At 63.6% G+C, this 15,453-nt stretch carries 15 protein-coding genes and 1 pseudogene; 6 read left to right on the top strand and 10 right to left on the bottom strand.

The window, feature by feature from the left end; translation table 11 throughout:
- Positions 1-64 precede the first annotated feature (64 nt).
- A complete protein-coding gene (locus GA0004734_RS18970; RefSeq protein ID WP_092938174.1) occupies positions 65-472 on the top strand; it encodes a RidA family protein in 408 nt (135 codons plus the stop codon).
- Complete coding sequence (locus GA0004734_RS18975) at positions 469-1,266, top strand: creatininase family protein (protein WP_092936942.1); 798 nt, start codon at positions 469-471, stop codon at positions 1,264-1,266. The genes GA0004734_RS18970 and GA0004734_RS18975 overlap by 4 nt, the downstream gene beginning before the upstream one ends.
- A gap of 146 nt (positions 1,267-1,412) precedes the next feature.
- Here the strand turns inward: GA0004734_RS18975 and GA0004734_RS18980 are convergent, their stop codons facing one another.
- From GA0004734_RS18980 to GA0004734_RS18990, 3 genes and pseudogenes are all read right to left on the bottom strand, one after another.
- Positions 1,413-1,772 carry a hypothetical protein gene (locus tag GA0004734_RS18980; RefSeq protein WP_092936944.1) on the bottom strand — a complete coding sequence of 120 codons (360 nt, stop codon included), beginning with the start codon at positions 1,770-1,772 and terminating at the stop codon, positions 1,413-1,415.
- Positions 1,773-1,920: 148 nt separating this feature from the next.
- A complete protein-coding gene (gene htpG / locus GA0004734_RS18985; protein ID WP_092936946.1) occupies positions 1,921-3,813 on the bottom strand; it encodes a molecular chaperone HtpG in 1,893 nt (630 codons plus the stop codon).
- Positions 3,814-4,233: 420 nt separating this feature from the next.
- A pseudogene (locus GA0004734_RS18990) lies at positions 4,234-4,707 on the bottom strand (hypothetical protein); the annotation flags it as partial.
- Positions 4,708-4,840: 133 nt separating this feature from the next.
- Between GA0004734_RS18990 and GA0004734_RS18995 the strand changes: the two are divergent.
- The 3 genes from GA0004734_RS18995 to GA0004734_RS19005 all read left to right on the top strand — a co-directional run bounded on the left by GA0004734_RS18995 (position 4,841) and on the right by GA0004734_RS19005 (position 7,297).
- On the top strand, positions 4,841-5,503 hold the full coding sequence (locus GA0004734_RS18995) for a response regulator (protein WP_092936948.1): 663 nt from the start codon (positions 4,841-4,843) through the stop codon (positions 5,501-5,503).
- Positions 5,500-6,912, top strand: coding sequence for a sensor histidine kinase (locus GA0004734_RS19000; RefSeq protein ID WP_092936950.1), 1,413 nt, complete (start codon positions 5,500-5,502; stop codon positions 6,910-6,912). The genes GA0004734_RS18995 and GA0004734_RS19000 overlap by 4 nt, the downstream gene beginning before the upstream one ends.
- 67 nt (positions 6,913-6,979) lie before the next feature.
- Positions 6,980-7,297 (top strand): hypothetical protein, encoded by a 318-nt coding sequence (locus GA0004734_RS19005; protein WP_092936952.1) that lies wholly within the window; start codon positions 6,980-6,982, stop codon positions 7,295-7,297.
- A 35-nt stretch (positions 7,298-7,332) separates the two neighbouring features.
- Here GA0004734_RS19005 and GA0004734_RS19010 read toward each other — a convergent pair whose 3' ends face one another.
- From GA0004734_RS19010 to GA0004734_RS19040, 7 genes are all read right to left on the bottom strand, one after another.
- The gene (locus tag GA0004734_RS19010; protein ID WP_092936954.1) at positions 7,333-8,715 is read right to left on the bottom strand and encodes a GGDEF domain-containing protein; all 1,383 of its coding nucleotides are present in this window, start codon (positions 8,713-8,715) and stop codon (positions 7,333-7,335) included.
- Positions 8,716-8,718: 3 nt separating this feature from the next.
- Positions 8,719-9,480: a transporter substrate-binding domain-containing protein gene (locus GA0004734_RS19015; protein WP_245292547.1), complete on the bottom strand. Its 762-nt coding sequence runs from the start codon at positions 9,478-9,480 to the stop codon at positions 8,719-8,721.
- A gap of 131 nt (positions 9,481-9,611) precedes the next feature.
- Positions 9,612-10,109, bottom strand: coding sequence for a GNAT family N-acetyltransferase (locus GA0004734_RS19020; RefSeq protein WP_092936958.1), 498 nt, complete (start codon positions 10,107-10,109; stop codon positions 9,612-9,614).
- 11 nt (positions 10,110-10,120) lie between these two features.
- Positions 10,121-11,011, bottom strand: a complete 891-nt coding sequence (locus GA0004734_RS19025; RefSeq protein ID WP_092936960.1) for a carbohydrate ABC transporter permease — start codon at positions 11,009-11,011, stop codon at positions 10,121-10,123.
- A 2-nt stretch (positions 11,012-11,013) separates the two neighbouring features.
- The gene (locus GA0004734_RS19030) at positions 11,014-11,904 is read right to left on the bottom strand and encodes a carbohydrate ABC transporter permease (protein WP_092936962.1); all 891 of its coding nucleotides are present in this window, start codon (positions 11,902-11,904) and stop codon (positions 11,014-11,016) included.
- Positions 11,894-13,006 (bottom strand): ABC transporter ATP-binding protein, encoded by a 1,113-nt coding sequence (locus GA0004734_RS19035; protein ID WP_092936964.1) that lies wholly within the window; start codon positions 13,004-13,006, stop codon positions 11,894-11,896. Before GA0004734_RS19035 ends, GA0004734_RS19030 begins: the two co-directional genes overlap by 11 nt.
- 165 nt (positions 13,007-13,171) lie before the next feature.
- Positions 13,172-14,431 (bottom strand): ABC transporter substrate-binding protein, encoded by a 1,260-nt coding sequence (locus GA0004734_RS19040; RefSeq protein ID WP_092936966.1) that lies wholly within the window; start codon positions 14,429-14,431, stop codon positions 13,172-13,174.
- Positions 14,432-14,634: 203 nt separating this feature from the next.
- Between GA0004734_RS19040 and GA0004734_RS19045 the strand changes: the two genes are divergently transcribed.
- A complete protein-coding gene (locus GA0004734_RS19045; RefSeq protein ID WP_245292548.1) occupies positions 14,635-15,408 on the top strand; it encodes a GntR family transcriptional regulator in 774 nt (257 codons plus the stop codon).
- Positions 15,409-15,453: the final 45 nt, after the last annotated feature.

Here is a 15,453-nt window from a genome sequence, read left to right on the forward strand (position 1 = left end):
ATTGCAAGGCATTTTTTCGGAAATCTCCACATCTTCATCCGCGTTGAAACCCGCGCATCGTCCCATCCCCGTCGCGGGCATCGCGCCACCTTTGGCGGCCTACAGCCATGGAGTCGATGTCACCCCCGGCGCCCGGCTCGTCTTCTGCTCCGGCCAGTTGGGTCTTGGGGCCGACGACATCGTACCGGCAGACTGCGAGGGGCAGGCAGAGATCTGCTTTGCCAATATAAAGGCGATCCTTGCAGGGGCCGGAATGAGCCTTGCCCATGTCGTTCGGATCAATGCCTATGTGACCGGCCGCGAACACCTGGCGGCCTATATGCGCGTGCGCGACCGTCTGTTCGCAGAGCATCCCCCCGCCTCGACCCTGATGATCGTCAGCGGCTTCACACGTCCGGAATTCGTGGTGGAGATCGAGGTCGTCGCCGCTGCGGTCGAGACCCCATTGGCAGAAGAGGAACCGAGACCATGAGCGGGCAGCGCAAGACATGGTGGGGCGATTTCGCAACCACGGACTTTCAGGACATCGACCCGATGGAGACGATCGCGCTGCTGCCCATCGCGGCAACGGAGCAGCACGGGCCACATCTCGGCTGCGGCACGGATGCGACGATCGCGCGGGGCATGCTGAAGACGCTGATCCCTTTGTTGCCCGGCGATCTCGACCTGCGCATTCTGCCGATCCAGTCGGTGGGCAAGTCGAACGAACACCTGCATGCACCGGGTACGCTGACCATTCCGGCGACCGTGCTGATCGACCACTGGATCGCGCTTGGGCAATCCGTCGCCCGGGCGGGCATCCGCAAGCTGGTCATCGTCAATTCCCATGGCGGCAACGAAGAGGTCATGGGCATCGCCGCGCGCGAACTGCGGGTGACCGATGGAATGCTGGTTGCAAAAACCTCCTGGTCCCGCTTCGGCAAGCCGGACGGGCTCTTCTCGGATGTCGAGAACCGCTTCGGCATTCACGGCGGTGACGCCGAGACCTCCCTGATCCTCCACTTCCGGCCGGAGGCCGTCGATATGGAAAAGGCCGAAGATTTTGCCTCGACCGTCGCGCAGGACGAGGAGGACTACGCGCTGTTGCGCGCGACAGGCACCCACGCCTATGCTTGGATCGCCAGTGATCTCAACCCGGGCGGCGCTGTCGGCGAGGCCGCACAGGCGACGAAAGAAAAGGGCCAGGCGCTGGCCGCGTATCAGGCTCAAGGCCTGGTCACGCTTCTGACCGACATGCGAAAAGCGCCGTTGCCCCGCTCTCGATAGCCACAAACGCCCGTCGAGGACGAACATCGTGCCGTCTCGGCATGAGAACACCGGCAGGGAAAAATCCCGGCCGGTGTCGGACATTGCGTCAGCGCGAGAATTTGCCGGGCTTGCCTGCAGTTTGTCAGGGATAAGGGGAATCCACTCTAGTCGCGCGCGATACCGAGCTTGTCGATGGTCGACATCAGGAGATCGGCGCAGGCCTTTGCCGGCTCGTCGTCGGCGCATTTCAGATCGATCTTCACCTCGTCTGTCTCGACGCGGTAATGCGCGGCCTTCGACGGCGGCGGCGGGCGGTGACCTTCGGGACCGTGCGGCCCTTTGCCGCCCTTCATCGCATCCTCCGGACCGCGGGGACCACCCGGCGGCGGTGGCGGCGGCGGGGTCATCGCGTCAGCGGCGGCGGGAGGGGCTGGCGGCGGCGGCGGCGGTGGGGTGTCCTGTGCGACCGCTGCACCCGCAGCGAGCGACAGGGAAAAGCCGGCAAGGAGAAGAAGGTGCTTCATCGAAAATCCTCGTGTTGAGTGGCCCCCGACAACGCCTCATTCGCAGCTTTGTTCATGTAAGAAGTTCTGATTTAGGCATGATTCCTCTACCGGTTCCGCCCGCCCGCCCGCCAGCCCGCCGCGTTGCAGCGGGCCGGCGGAAAGAGCATCACGCCTGCAATGCGCGCTCGAACAGCCGCGTCAGACGCTCGGCAAAGGCGCGGGGATCGGCCGGCTTGTCGCCATCGAGCACGCGTGCCTGATCGAGAAGAAGCAGAGCGGCATCTTCCTTTAGCGCTGTACCATCCGCCTTGGCGGCAATGGCCTTGACCAGGGGATGCGACGGATTGATCTCGAGGATCGGCTTTGCCGAAAGCTCCAGCCGTCCGGCACCTTGCAGGATCTTCTCCATCTGCCGGTCGTAGCCGCCTTCGGATGCGACGAGGCAGACGGCGCTTTCCGTCAGGCGGTCGGAGGCGCGAACGTCGGAAACCTCGCCGCCAAGCTTCTCCTTGGCATAGGCAATGAAGCTCGCCACATCGGCTGACGGCGCGCTGTCCGCTTCCGCTTCGCCCTCCGGCTTGGCGAACTGGGCGAGGTCGGCTGCACCCTGCGTGATCGACTTGAAGGTCTTGCCCTCGAATTCACCGGCCGTCATGACCCAGAAACTGTCGATCTGGTCGGTCAGGAGCAGAACCTCGATCCCGCGCGCACGGAAACCTTCCAGCTGCGGCGAGGCCTTGAGCTGCTCGACACTTATGCCGGTCAGGTAGTAGATCGCCGACTGTTCCGGCTTGGCGTCCTCGACATATTGCTTGAGCGAGCGCGTTTCCTCGCCGGCCGCCGTCGTCCTGAAGCGGGCCAGCGACAGAAGCTGCGTCCGCCGCTCGCCATCCTCGTAGATGCCTTCCTTCAGCACCGCGCCGAAGTTTTCCCACAGCTTCGCAAACGCCTCGGCGTCGCTTTCCGCCAGCTTTTCGATGGCCGTGATGATGCGGCTCGTCACGCCCTTGCGGATGGCCGACAGGATCGGGCTTTCCTGGATCATCTCGCGCGAAACGTTCAGCGGAAGATCTGCGGTATCGACCAGACCGCGGACGAAGCGAAGGTAGCGCGGTAGCACATCGGCCTCGTCGGTGATGAAGATGCGCTTGACGTAGAGCTTCATGCGGCCCTTACGGTCCGGATCGAACATATCGAACGGCTGCGCGCCGGGAATATAGGCCAGCGTCGTATATTCGTGCCGGCCCTCGGCGCGGAAATGTACGGTCAGCGCCGGCTCGTCGTACTGGCCGGAAAGGCTGCGATAGAAATCGGCGTGGTCTTCCTTGGAAACCTCGTTCTTCGCGCGCGTCCAGAGCGCCGTGCCATCCGTCAGTTGCGCGGGCTCGGCACCGGGCTTTTCGACAATCGAGATCGGCACCGGCACATGGCCGGATTGCTCCTTGACGATCCGCTCGACGGACCAGCGCGAGGCGTAAGCCTTGGCATCTTCCATCAGGTTGAGCGTGATGCGCGTACCGCGCGCCGGAGCGTCCGCGAGATCGACCGGGCTGACGGTATAGGCACCCTGCCCGTCCGACGACCAGAGCCAAGCCTCCTCCGAACCCGCACGCCGCGAGACCACATCCACCCGGTCGGCCACCATGAAGCAGGAGTAGAAGCCGACACCGAACTGGCCGATCAGCTGCGCGCCCTCGCCCGCCTTGTTGGCCTCGATGCGCTCCATGAAGGCGCGGGTGCCGGAGCGCGCGATCGTGCCCAGCGCCTCGATCAACTCTTCGCGGCTCATGCCAATGCCGTTATCGTCCACGACGAGCCGGCGGTTCTCCTCGTCGAGCGTCAGCGTGATCCGGCTGTCGCCGTCGCTGCCCAAAAGGTTCGGCGCGGCAATCGCCTCGAAACGCAGCTTCTCGCAGGCGTCGGCCGCATTCGAGATCAGCTCGCGCAGGAACACGTCCTTGTCCGAGTAGACCGAGTGCACCATCATGTGCAGAAGGCGCGACACGTCGGCTTCGAAAACATGGCTCTCGGCGGGGCGTTCCGCATCAAGGTTCGTCATATGTCATCTTCTCCGTCATGATCGAAATTCGAACGACCAGTTGGCGAAGATTTCGTGCGGATTCAAGAGGCTCGCACCGTTCCCCGCCACGTTGACGACGAAAAACCACAAGAACGGCGTCCCGGGGCGGATACGCCCGGAACGCCGTGCGCCTCCGATCTGCGGAGATGCCGTCACGATCCCTTACGGCTGCGGTGGCCGGGGTGCCTCTTCGCCAGCGGCGGGGACACCGGCACCGGTACCGGCACCCATAGCAGGTGCAGGGGCGATCTCCGGAGCAGGATCACCTTTAACGCGCGGACCCGCATCGGCGACAGGGCCTGCGGCCGGGCCGGGATCGGCATCGGACCGCGCATCGGGTCCGCCCTTCGGACCATCCTTCGGGCCGCCATCGGGACCGGGGCGCGGTCCATGGCCGTGATGCGGCGGCTTGCCGGCCGGGCCAAGCGCCTCGATCCTGCCATCCGGGTGGACGAGGAAGCTTGCATGCAGGAAGCCGTCATCGAAGCGGCCCTGAACGCTGATCTCCTCGTTGACCGTGACGAGCTTCCCGTCCTCGCCCGTCGGGCCGGTCTCGACCAGTGCGCGGCCACTGGCATCCTGAAGCACGAATTTGTTGCCGAAGATCTCGGCGACCTTGCCCTTGATGGTGACGAGATCGCCATCCGGCAGGGTGGAGATGGCGACAGGCGCCATCGGTGCCATCTCAACGCTGGGCTTGGCAAGCTTCATAGCACCCGCGCCGCCGGCGATGCCGAGGGCGAGAAGGGCGACGGAAGCAACGCCGGTGAGAGCCAGCCGCGACGAACGCCGGCGGTGCGGCGGTACCGCGCGGTCGGTTGCAACATGGGGGGCAGCCTGATCGGCGGTGGCTTTAATTTCTTCGTTCGACATCGTGTTCTCCTGTCGTGTTGACGAGACCCTTCTAGCAAGACCCTGCCACCGGCAGCCTGAACCTCGCGGTTCAGCTTGCGTTAAGCCGCAGCGCCCTATGTCCTCCTCCACGATCAGCGGGAAACGGGATGCCATGAGAGTTCTTCTTGTCGAGGACGATGCCGATCTCTCCCGGCGTATCGCCACCAGCCTGCGCACAGAGAGCTTCGTCGTGGATATCGCGACCAATGGCGAGGATGCGGAACATGCCGGCCTCACCGAGATCTTCGACGTCGCCGTGCTCGATCTCGGCCTTCCCCGCAAGGACGGCATCTCGGTGCTCAAAGCGTGGCGGAAAGCGGAGCGGACCTTTCCGGTCATGATCCTGACCGCGCGCGACGGATGGCCGGACAAGGTCGCGGGCTTCAAGGCGGGTGCCGACGACTTCATGACCAAACCGTTCAAAGTCGAGGAACTCGTGCTGCGCCTGCGCGCGCTCGTCCGCCGCGCCACAGGCCATGCGTCGTCGCTGATCACCTGCGGACCGCTCGTGTTCGACGCGCAACTCGGCACCTTCGAGTTGGAAGGCCTGCCGCTGAAGTTGACCGCGCTCGAATGGCGCGTGCTCTCTTGCCTCATCCTGCGCAGGGACGTGATCGTCGATCGTCGCGAACTGATCGAGCGGGTCTATGAGGGGGACACGGAGGTCGATTCCAATTCGATCGAGGTCATCATCGCCAGACTGCGCCGCAAGATCGGCGCGGAGCGGATCGAGACCGTTCGCGGTCGCGGCTACATGCTGACGGCCGCTCCATGAAGCTACCGACCCTCCCGTCGCGATCGACCATCTCCGCCCGGCTGCTGATTTTCTCGACGTTGTTCGTCACGGCAGCCCTGATCGTTGCCGCCGTCATTCTCTGGCTGATCGTCGCCGGCGTCGTGCGCGAACAGATCGACCAGCGACTCGACACCCAGATCGACGCGTTACGCGGCACGCTGGTTGTTCATCCGGATGGCTCGCTGGCGCTTGGTGCCTCCCTCGATGGACCGCCTTTCGATCGCATCGGCTCCGGCTGGTACTGGCAAGTGACGGGAGACGGCGCACCGATGACGTCGCGGTCCCTCGGAAGCCGCACGATCGACAGCCCGCCGCGCCCCATACCCGGTCGGCATCGCCCCGGAGCCGACGATCCGCAGAAGCGCGTGGAGGCTGCCGACGACGGGGGCATGGATCTGCATATCCGCACGGTCGAAGCCCGCATCGGCGACCGGACGCTCGAAATCTCGGCAACGGCACCACAGGCGGCCCTGAACGACCCCGCCCGGCGGGCGCTGTTCTGGCTCGTGCCGGCCATGGCGGTTCTCGGGGTCAGCCTCGTTCTGGGCACCCTGCTGCAGGTACGCTACGGCCTTCGCCCGTTGAAGACGCTCACACAGGATATTGCCGACGTTGCGGAAGGGTCGCGCGAGACGCTGCCGGATGTGAGCGCCGAGGAGTTGCGGCCGGTGGCGAACGAGATAAACCGGCTCGTTGCGGCGAACCTCCAGCGCCTTGCCGATACCCGCCTGCACTTCGCCAACCTCGCCCATGGCCTGAAAACCCCCGTGGCCAGCCTTTCGCTTGCGCTCGACGATCGCAACGATCCGGACGGGGAAATGCGCCGGCTGGTGGAGCGGATCGACGAGCGCATTCGCCATCACCTCGCGCGAGCCCGCAAGACGATGTCCGGCGCAGGCATGGGTGCCTCGACCACCCTCGCCGCCAGCCTAGCCGATCTCGTGCAGATCCTCTCCCGCATCCATGCCGAACGGGGACTGACCGTGACCTGCGTTGTCCCCGAAGATATACCCGTCGCGTGCGCGACCGACGATCTCGATGAAATCCTCGGCAACCTGATCGACAACGCCTGCAAGTGGGCGCGCACGTCCGTCGTCATCACGGCTGCTATCGAGGGCCGTATGGTCGTCATCGGCATCGAGGATGACGGGCCGGGGATCGCCGAGGACAGGATTGCCAACGCGTTTCTGCCCGGCATTCGCATGGACGAAACCGTTCACGGCGACGGGTTCGGGCTCACGATTGCGCGTGAGGTCGCCGAACTCTACGGCGGCGGCATTATCCTCGCGAACCGCCCGGAAGGAGGCCTGAAGGTCAGCCTCAGCCTGCCACGCGCCGTGGTCCGGCCCAGTGCTTTGACGCCGTGCGCGGGCCGTGTCGACGGCTGACGCGGGTGCGCGTGGAACTTCGCTCGCAACCGCTCGTTAAGGGGCATATCGAACCCAAGGAGTGATCATGGCAAATCAGAACGATATTTCCCCGGCTGTACGGTCTCTGCAGAACGAGCAGGGCGATCGCGAACGCCGCGGTATGGACAGCGATCTCGACAAGGCGCTTGAGGATACGTTCCCGGCCTCGGACCCGGTTTCCGTTTCCTCCACCACCGGTGACAACCGCAGCAGCCGTTCTTACCGCCGCCCGTCGGCGTCGTCCGATGTGAAGGGCTCGCTGGACGGGTATTTGGCGGATATCGAAGGCCGCATCCGCGAGAAGCCGCTTGCCGCAGCCGCCATCGTCGCGGGGCTTGCCTGGCTCTACGGTCGTACACGCTAAACCGTCTTTACGTAATATGCATTGAACAGGCAGGCTCACGCCTGCCTGTTTCGTTTCGCAATATCGTACGGTCCTGCAGGACCGGCGAAGCCAACGCGGTTTCGACCCTCTCTCTTCGCCTGATAGAGCGCGGCATCCGCTTCAGAGACCAGGCGATGAACGCTATCGAGCGGCCGCTCGGCCAAGTGGGAAACGCCGATACTCGTGGTCAACGAAATACGTCCCCCATTCTCGCTACGCACGTCGAGGGCCATGATCGCGGCACGCACGCGCTCGGCAAGACCGGCCAGAGCGGCATGATCCCGCCCTGACACAACGGCCACGAACTCCTCTCCGCCGTAGCGGCCGACGTGGAGCCCGTCCTTTTCTTCGAACAGCTGCAAGGCGGCAGCAACCGCCACGAGGCAGGCATCACCGGCATTGTGGCCGTAGGTGTCGTTGATCGCCTTGAAGTGATCGAGGTCGATCATCATCACACCGATATCCGGCCCGCCGGATTTCGCGGCCTGGAACGCGCCATCCAGCACGCCTTGCAACGAGCGGCGGTTGGCAAGGCCGGTCAGGCCATCACGGTCGGAGAGAATCTTGAGAAGGGTGTTCGTGCGCGAGAGATCGCTCGACAACGCGCCGTAGGCTTTCACCGCGCCAGCGATGGTCGCGAGTTCATGGAAAACCGGCGTCCGCGGGTCCGCGCCTTCGGAATTCCCGCTGCTGATGGCTTCGAGCCGCGCAATAGCCGCACCGATCGGCGCCATGACATGGCGGCTGACGACCCACAGCGTCACGACGAGGAACAGCACCGGCAGCGTGAGGATCAGCGTCCAGCCGAGCTTGACCTCGCGCGCGGCACTGCCGATGGTCGAGGCCATGCTGTCGGCCAGCGCCACCGCATCGGTTGCCAGCGTCTCGCTCAGGCGGTCGGCGGTGAGGATGGCACGCTGGTAGGCTTCCGCACTGGCCGCATCCGTATTTCTGATCTGCGTCTCGATCTCCGCCGTCATCTCGGCACCATCGGGATCGCGAAGCTTGCGGGAGGCTTCGCGCGTAGACACGATCACCTTGACGGAAGCCGCAATGTCGCGCGCGCCGTCGATCAGCGTCTGATTTTCGTCGAGCGTAAAGCTCTGGCAGAGGGTCTGCAACTGCAACTGGATCTGCCGCTCGATCTTGCGGTCATGCGCGAGGTAGACCGAGCGGATGAGCGACGCTGCCCGCTCGATCTTCAGTGCGTTCCTGTTTTGGGACAGGATGAGCGGTATCTGCTCTTCGCGAGCCGTCTGCGCGTCCCGTTCGATCCCGTTCAGGAACCGCACGGAATAGGTTGCCGCAATCCCCGCATAGAGGCAGACCAGCAGCAGGGCGACCCTGCCGACGATCCGCATCGATATGCCATGCCGGGGTTTGCGCAGAAAGGTCATGGATCAGTAAATGCTGAACGGGAAGTAGATGTCGTTGATCCGCTCGTAGCTGCCGTCGAGGCGGGTCTTCTTGATGGCCGCGTTTACTTGCTCCAACAATGCCGTATCGCTCTTGCGCGCCGTGACATGCGCCGTACTCTGAAGAAAGTCGTTGGTGACGGGATCGCCGATGAACTCGAAGGCCGACCCCTCGGCGCTTTCGAGGAAGCTCATCAGCTCGATCGCGTCGCCGAGCATCAGATCTGCCTTGCCCTGCTCGAGAAACGATTGCGCTTCGGGCTGATCCTTGCCGAAGACGAGCGTGCTCTTCGCATAGACCTTGGAAAGATATTGCGATTGCATCGTGCCATTGCCGGCCGTGATGCGCGCTCCCGCGAGACCCTCGGGGCTGATGTCCTGATACTTCTTCGCATCGCCGATAAACACGGCATGCGACCGGTAGTAGGGGTCGGAATAGGCGATGCGCTTTGCCCGCTCCTCGGTGAAAGCCATGCTGGAGACCATGAGGTCGTATTTGTTCTGCTCCAGCCCCTCGATGATCTCTGCCCAGGGCGTCACGACGAAGGTGCAGGTCCGCTGCATCTCCTTGCAGAGCGCCTTGGCAATATCGACGTCGAAGCCGGCCGGTTCGCCCTTCTCATTGACGAAGTTGAACGGCGGGTATGCCCCTTCGGTGCCGATCCGCAGGACCGGATCATCCGCCAGCGTCGGGCTGGCGGAGACAAGCGTCAGAAGGAGCGCTGCAAGCATGCGTCTGGATATCATGGTCGATCTCCGGTTTCGGAGCGCATGATGGCCGAGGGCTATTAACGGCGGGTCCAGAAGTTAGGTGAACCAATCCTTACGCTAGCCGATTTAAGCGAAATTCGATCGGTGCGCGCAGAAAAAGCGCCTGTCTAGCTATAGTCGATGCCTGTCGCGTGGGCCGCTTTGAGCATCCCCTTGTAGATGCCCTCTTCCGAGCCGGCGATAACGACGGCGCCGACGGCACGCTTGTAGAAACCGGTCGGTCCCGCGCCGCCGATGACGCCATATCCATAACCCTGGTCGGACATGGCCAGCAGCGTCTTCAGAAGCAGCGCGTGACCAATGCCCTTGCCGCGCATGGCCTCATCCACGCCAGTAGGGCCGAAGAAGCCGCGCGCGGTCGCGTCGTAGCAGGCAAAGCCGACGACCTCGCCTTGCCTGACGGCGACGAGCAGCGAGACCGGCTGGCGCATCATCGCCACGGTGGCCTCGCTGACCCAGCCCTGCCCGAAGCGCGGGCCGATCCAGGCCGCGATCGTGTGCAGCTCCGGCGGCAGGGCGCGGCGGATGACCACGTCCTCCTGCGCTACCTTTTCGTCAAGTGCCGCATCCGGCTTGAGGTCGTAGAGGTTGACGAGCATGTCCATGGCAGAAGTCCCTATCCCTTGACCGCGCCGGCGGTGAGACCGGCCACGATGCGCCGCTGGAAGATCAGAACGACGATGATCAGCGGCAATGTAACGGTGACCGAAGCGGCCATGATCTGGCCGAACGGATATTCATAGCGCGTCGTGCCCCCGATGAGGCCGATCGCGACCGGAACGGTTTTGTTCTCGTCCGTCAGCATGAAGGTGAGCGCGAAGAGAAATTCGTTCCAGGCGAGAATGAAGGCGAGAATGCCGGTGCTGGCAAGGGAAGGCCCCATAAGCGGCAGCAAAACCCGTGTGAGAATCCGGAAATGCGAGCACCCGTCGATCAGCGCCGCCTCTTCCAGTTCCCGCGGAAACTCGCGAATGAAGGTCGTGAGAATCCAGGTGGTGAACGGCACGGTGGACAGCAGGTAGGTGACGATGAGCGCGCTCGGGCGATTGTAGAGGCCGAGCGCGTTGATGAGCTCGAACATGCCGGAGAGGACCGCGACTTGCGGAAAGATCGAGATCATCAGGATCGCCATCAGCACGACCCGCTTCTGGGGAAACTCCAGACGTCCAAGCGCGTAGGCCGAGACGATGCCGAGCGCCAGCGACACGACGGTCGTGCCCGTTGCCACGAAGACCGAATTGAGCAGCGAACCCATGAAGACCGGATTGTCGAAAAGTTGCCGGTAGTAGCTGAAGTTCAGCGCCGGCAGGAAGGCCGTCGTGTAAAGTTCCGCCCCCTGCTTGGTGGAGGAGACGATCGCCCAGTAATAGGGAAACAGCGTGTAGGCGAGCACGAGGAGGATAAGCACGCCGAGAGCGCCCTTGCGGACCCGGCGACGCAGCCGGTAATGCGCCGATGACCGACGCGTGATGCGAACGGGTGAGGATGTGGAGGCACCTATAGCCATGATCATTCTCCCGCCGAACGATCGAGACGCAGCGCGCCGATGAGGATGATCGCGACCAAGGCGACCAGCAGGAACACCCAGGTGGAGGCAGCCGAGCCGACGCCCAGTTCCTGAAAGCTGATCAGCCGGTCTCGCGCATAGATCGATACCGTCATGACGTTCTGGTTGCTGGCGGCGAGCACATAGGCCAGGTCGAACATGCGGATCGCATCGAGCGACCGGAAGAGCACGGCAACGCCGATGGCCGGTTTCAGCAAGGGCAGCGTGATCGACCAGAACCGCTTCCATGCGGGAATGCCGTCGACTTCGGCTGCTTCCATCATCTCGCCGGGAATGGTCTGGAGGCCGGCAAGGATCAGGAGCACCATAAACGGCGTCGTCATCCAGACATCGATGAAGATCACGACGCCCATGATCAGCGAACTGCTGGCCGTCCAGGCGATGCCGTGGTCGATGAGCCCGAGGCAGATGAGGATGCGGTTGAACACGCCGAACTGGTCGTTCAGCATCCACTCCCAGATCTTGGTGGCGACGACGACGGGGATCGCCCAGGGAACGAGGATCGCCGCACGCAGCAACCCGCGCCCGGGGATCGCCTCGTTCAGCAGCAGCGCGATGCCGAGGCCGAGCAGCGTCTCGATCGCCACGGAGATGACGGCAAAGGTCAGCGTATTGCGCACCGCCGACCACCAGGCGGGATCGTTGATGACCTCGATGAAATTCGAGATGCCGACCATGCCGTACACGGTGGGATCATCAAGATAGGCATCCGTGAAGCTGAAGAAGAACGTGCGACCGAGCGGCCATACCGCGACCATCAGCATGACGACAACCAGCGGCGTCAGGAACAGCCACGCCGTCCTGTGCTCCCGGCGGGCGAGCTTAGCGCTCATGGAGCAGCCTCCCCTCGGCCGGAACAGCTTCGGACACCGTGCTCGAAGACCGGTGGGCGATCCGCTTGCCCTCGCCATCGAAGACGAAGATATCGGTATCCGCAAAGGAAAGCCCGACCGGCTGGTTGCGCCGCTCGGCGGGGGGACGCCCGGCAACGCGTACGACCCAGATCGTTTCGTCGGACAGGCGGATATAAGCGAAGTGCTCGTGACCGAGGTCCTCGACGCGCTCCAGAATGCCGCCCATCCGGCCAGCGCCGGCAGCGACGATCGACAGCGCTTCGGGCCGAACACCGATGGACGCGGGCTGGTTGCCATCGGCCAGAAGGCCGGACGGCAAGGCGAAGCCGTTTGTCCCGGAGCCTGCTGCCAGGTTGGCGAAGTTCATCCGGGGACTGCCGATGAAGCCCGCGACGAAACGATTGACCGGTGATTGGTAGAGTTCCAGCGGTGTACCGACCTGCTCGATGGTGCCCTGATTGAGCACGACGATCCGGTCGGCCAGCGTCATGGCCTCGGCCTGATCGTGGGTCACGTAGACCATGGTGGTCTTGATGTCCTCGTGCAGGCGCGCGATTTCGATGCGCATTTCCATGCGCAAGTCGGAATCGAGGTTCGACAGCGGCTCATCGAAGAGGAATATTTCCGGCTCGCGCACGAGCGCCCGACCGATCGCCACGCGCTGGCGCTGACCGCCCGAGAGTTCGCGCGGGCGCCGCGCGAGGAGATGATCGACCTTCAGCATCCGGGCGACCGTCTCGACCTTGCGGCGGATCGCGTCCTTGCCGAGGCGCATGGTCTCCAGCGCAAAGCCGATGTTCCGCTCGACGCTCATATGGGGATAGAGCGCATAGGACTGGAAGACGAAGGCGACGCCACGCTTCGACGCCGGCACATCCGTCACCTCCTCGCCATCGATGAGCACCTGCCCGCTGGAGGCGGGAACGAGACCGGCGACGATACGCAGCAGCGTCGATTTTCCGCAGCCCGACGGGCCGACGAACACCACGAACTCGCCATCCGCGATGTCGAGATCGACTCCCCGGATGACGGTGTGCGTGCCGTACGCTTTGGTGACGGAAGAAAGAGCGATGGATGCCATAGCAGATCCGATCAGGAAGACAAATGAACGCCGCCGCGCCTGCGCTGCTGCAGGCTCGTGGTCATGCGGGAAGGTGGAGACGAGACACGGGAGAGTTCAAAGCCACATCGCGCCTCCGTTCCCGACCCCTTAAGGGACGGAAACGGAGGACAGCCTTGGGAGGGCTCAGCGACTTTCTTTCAGCTTCTCCAGCCGGGCGGCCAGATCCTTGAGGCCGCTCTCGACCTCCTTGCCGCCGGACAGCATATCGTGGACGCTGCGATAAAACGCCTGCGACACACGGTTATAGCTGGTGCCGGTATAGCCGGACGGGCGACTGGCGCTGTCGGCAAAGGCCTGCTGGTTGTCCTTGAGGAAGGGGATCTTCTTGAGGACGTCGGGATCGGTATAGAGCGCCGTGATGGACGGGTTGAAGGCGGCATCGACGGCGCGCATCTTCTGCATCTCGGGACCCGTGATGAAATCGACGAAATTCGCCGCGATATCGGGCTTCGTCGAAAACTTGGAGACGCCGTAATACATCGGGCCGAGGCAACCGGACGACTTTTCGCCGGCCTTGCCGACCGGAAGCGGCATCATGCCGACCTTGTCGATCACGGCGCTGCCCTTGGTCTGCGACGTTCCCCAGACATAGGGCCAGTTGCGGTGGAAGACGGCATTGCCGGATTCGAAAACGGCGCGCGAGGCTTCCTCGTCGTAGTTGAGCACACCTTCGGGGCTGATCGTGCCGATCCAGCTTTTCGCGAGCGTGAGCGCGCCGGCGGCCGCGGGATTGTCGATCGTCACCTTGCCGTCGTCGGAGATGATGGTGCCGCCGCCGCTGGAGCTGATCAGCTCGAGCGCGTCGCAGGTCAGCCCTTCGAAGCTCTTGGCCTGCCAGGCATAGCCCCACATGTCGGACTTGCCGTCGGCGCGTTCCTTGTCCTGGATCTCCTTGGCGGTCGCTGTCAGCTCTTCCCAGGTCTTGGGTGCGGGCTTGCCATATTTCTCGAGAAGATCCTTCCGGTAGAACATCAGGCCGACGTCCATATAGGCGGGCATGGCCACCAGCTTGCCGTCGAGCTTGGCGGCGTTCAGCGTGGAAGCGAAATGCTGATCCTGGTCGGCCTTGGGCACGAGGGTGGAGATGTCGAGCAGGTTATTCTTGAACATGCCAAGCCAGATGACGTCGAGGAAGAGAACGTCGACATCGGTGGACTTCGCGGCGAGAAGCTGCTGGTAGAGCGGGATCGCATCATCCAGAAGTGCCGGCATCTTGTTGATCTTCGCCTCGTTCCCGGTCTTCTCCTTCCAGGCGGCGGCAGCCTTGGTGCAGAGCTCGAACTCGGTCGATGCGCAGAAGACCGATACGGTTTCGGCGTGTGCCGCGCCGGCGCCCAAAAGCGCGAGAAGCGGAAGGCTGAAGGCAAGCTTTCGATTGAACATGACGGTCGTTCCCCTGTTCGATTTTTTTCTCTGACGGCGTCTTCGTTTTATTTTTGTCGGCCGCTGAGAAGGATTGGACTGGATATGACCAGTTATGTCAATCGCCCTTCAATTTTATATTTCAGGCTTATGACAAGATCTGTAATGATGGCGCGAGCAGGAAGGGAATCCGGTTGGGCGACGGTGCGGCAGCAGACATCTTGATGGACGGGAACCGCAGCGCGCCAGCCGATGCGCCGCTCGCCGCCATGGTGCGCCATGACGATCCGCGGCCGCTTCACCAACAGGTGAAAGAGGCGCTGTTGCGCGCCATCGAGGACGGCCGCCTGCCCCACAACGGCAAACTGCCCTCCGAGCGCAAGCTCGTCGAATCCTTCGGCGTCAGCCGGATTACGGTGCGCCACGCGATCCAGGATCTGATCCGCCAGGGCATGGTCAAAAGCCATCCGGGCAAGGGCCTGTACGTGACGCTACGCCCGCTCGGCTACGAGCTGCAGGTGCTGGAGAGTTTTACGGCGACTGCCCTCTCCACCAACCGGCAGCCCGGCAGCATGCTGGTGGAGGTGCAGGCCTACAAACCGGCCGCCGAGATCACGCGCCCGCTGTTTCTGCCGGAGGGTGCGGAAGTGGTGATTCTCAAGCGTATCCGGACGATCGATGGTGTGCCGGTCGCGATCCAGACCGACTGGCTGCCGGCAGTGCAGGTGCCGGGATTGGCCGATCTCGACTGGACCGGCGCCAACCGCTCGCTCTATGCCGAACTGCGCGACCGCTATCATATCCAGCCCGGACGAGGCCACACGACGCTCAGCGCCCGCATCGCCACGCCGTGGGAGGCCGAACGTCTGGAACTGACGAACCCGGCCGCCGTGCTCACCGTCGACCAGATCGTGTTCGATCGCCGCAACCGGCCGATCAACATGACGACGCTGATCCACCATCCCGAGCGATATCCGCTGACGCTGACGCAATCGTAGCCCATATTCCAGGGGTCGCTCCGGCGCGCGAACTGCGTTAGAAGC

This window comes from Rhizobium sp. 9140, from assembly GCF_900067135.1.
Lineage (GTDB): Bacteria > Pseudomonadota > Alphaproteobacteria > Rhizobiales > Rhizobiaceae > Ferranicluibacter.

Excerpts from the sequence above, each read along its gene's own strand:
- GA0004734_RS18975 (WP_092936942.1), top strand. The coding sequence starts at position 469 with ATGAGCGGGCAGCGCAAGACATGGTGGGGCGATTTCGCAACCACGGAC.
- GA0004734_RS18980 (WP_092936944.1), bottom strand. The coding sequence starts at position 1,772 with ATGAAGCACCTTCTTCTCCTTGCCGGCTTTTCCCTGTCGCTCGCTGCG.
- htpG (WP_092936946.1), bottom strand. The coding sequence starts at position 3,813 with ATGACGAACCTTGATGCGGAACGCCCCGCCGAGAGCCATGTTTTCGAA.
- GA0004734_RS18995 (WP_092936948.1), top strand. The coding sequence starts at position 4,841 with ATGAGAGTTCTTCTTGTCGAGGACGATGCCGATCTCTCCCGGCGTATC.
- GA0004734_RS19000 (WP_092936950.1), top strand. The coding sequence starts at position 5,500 with ATGAAGCTACCGACCCTCCCGTCGCGATCGACCATCTCCGCCCGGCTG.
- GA0004734_RS19005 (WP_092936952.1), top strand. The coding sequence starts at position 6,980 with ATGGCAAATCAGAACGATATTTCCCCGGCTGTACGGTCTCTGCAGAAC.
- GA0004734_RS19010 (WP_092936954.1), bottom strand. The coding sequence starts at position 8,715 with ATGACCTTTCTGCGCAAACCCCGGCATGGCATATCGATGCGGATCGTC.
- GA0004734_RS19015 (WP_245292547.1), bottom strand. The coding sequence starts at position 9,480 with ATGATATCCAGACGCATGCTTGCAGCGCTCCTTCTGACGCTTGTCTCC.
- GA0004734_RS19020 (WP_092936958.1), bottom strand. The coding sequence starts at position 10,109 with ATGGACATGCTCGTCAACCTCTACGACCTCAAGCCGGATGCGGCACTT.
- GA0004734_RS19025 (WP_092936960.1), bottom strand. The coding sequence starts at position 11,011 with ATGGCTATAGGTGCCTCCACATCCTCACCCGTTCGCATCACGCGTCGG.
- GA0004734_RS19030 (WP_092936962.1), bottom strand. The coding sequence starts at position 11,904 with ATGAGCGCTAAGCTCGCCCGCCGGGAGCACAGGACGGCGTGGCTGTTC.
- GA0004734_RS19035 (WP_092936964.1), bottom strand. The coding sequence starts at position 13,006 with ATGGCATCCATCGCTCTTTCTTCCGTCACCAAAGCGTACGGCACGCAC.
- GA0004734_RS19040 (WP_092936966.1), bottom strand. The coding sequence starts at position 14,431 with ATGTTCAATCGAAAGCTTGCCTTCAGCCTTCCGCTTCTCGCGCTTTTG.
- GA0004734_RS19045 (WP_245292548.1), top strand. The coding sequence starts at position 14,635 with ATGGACGGGAACCGCAGCGCGCCAGCCGATGCGCCGCTCGCCGCCATG.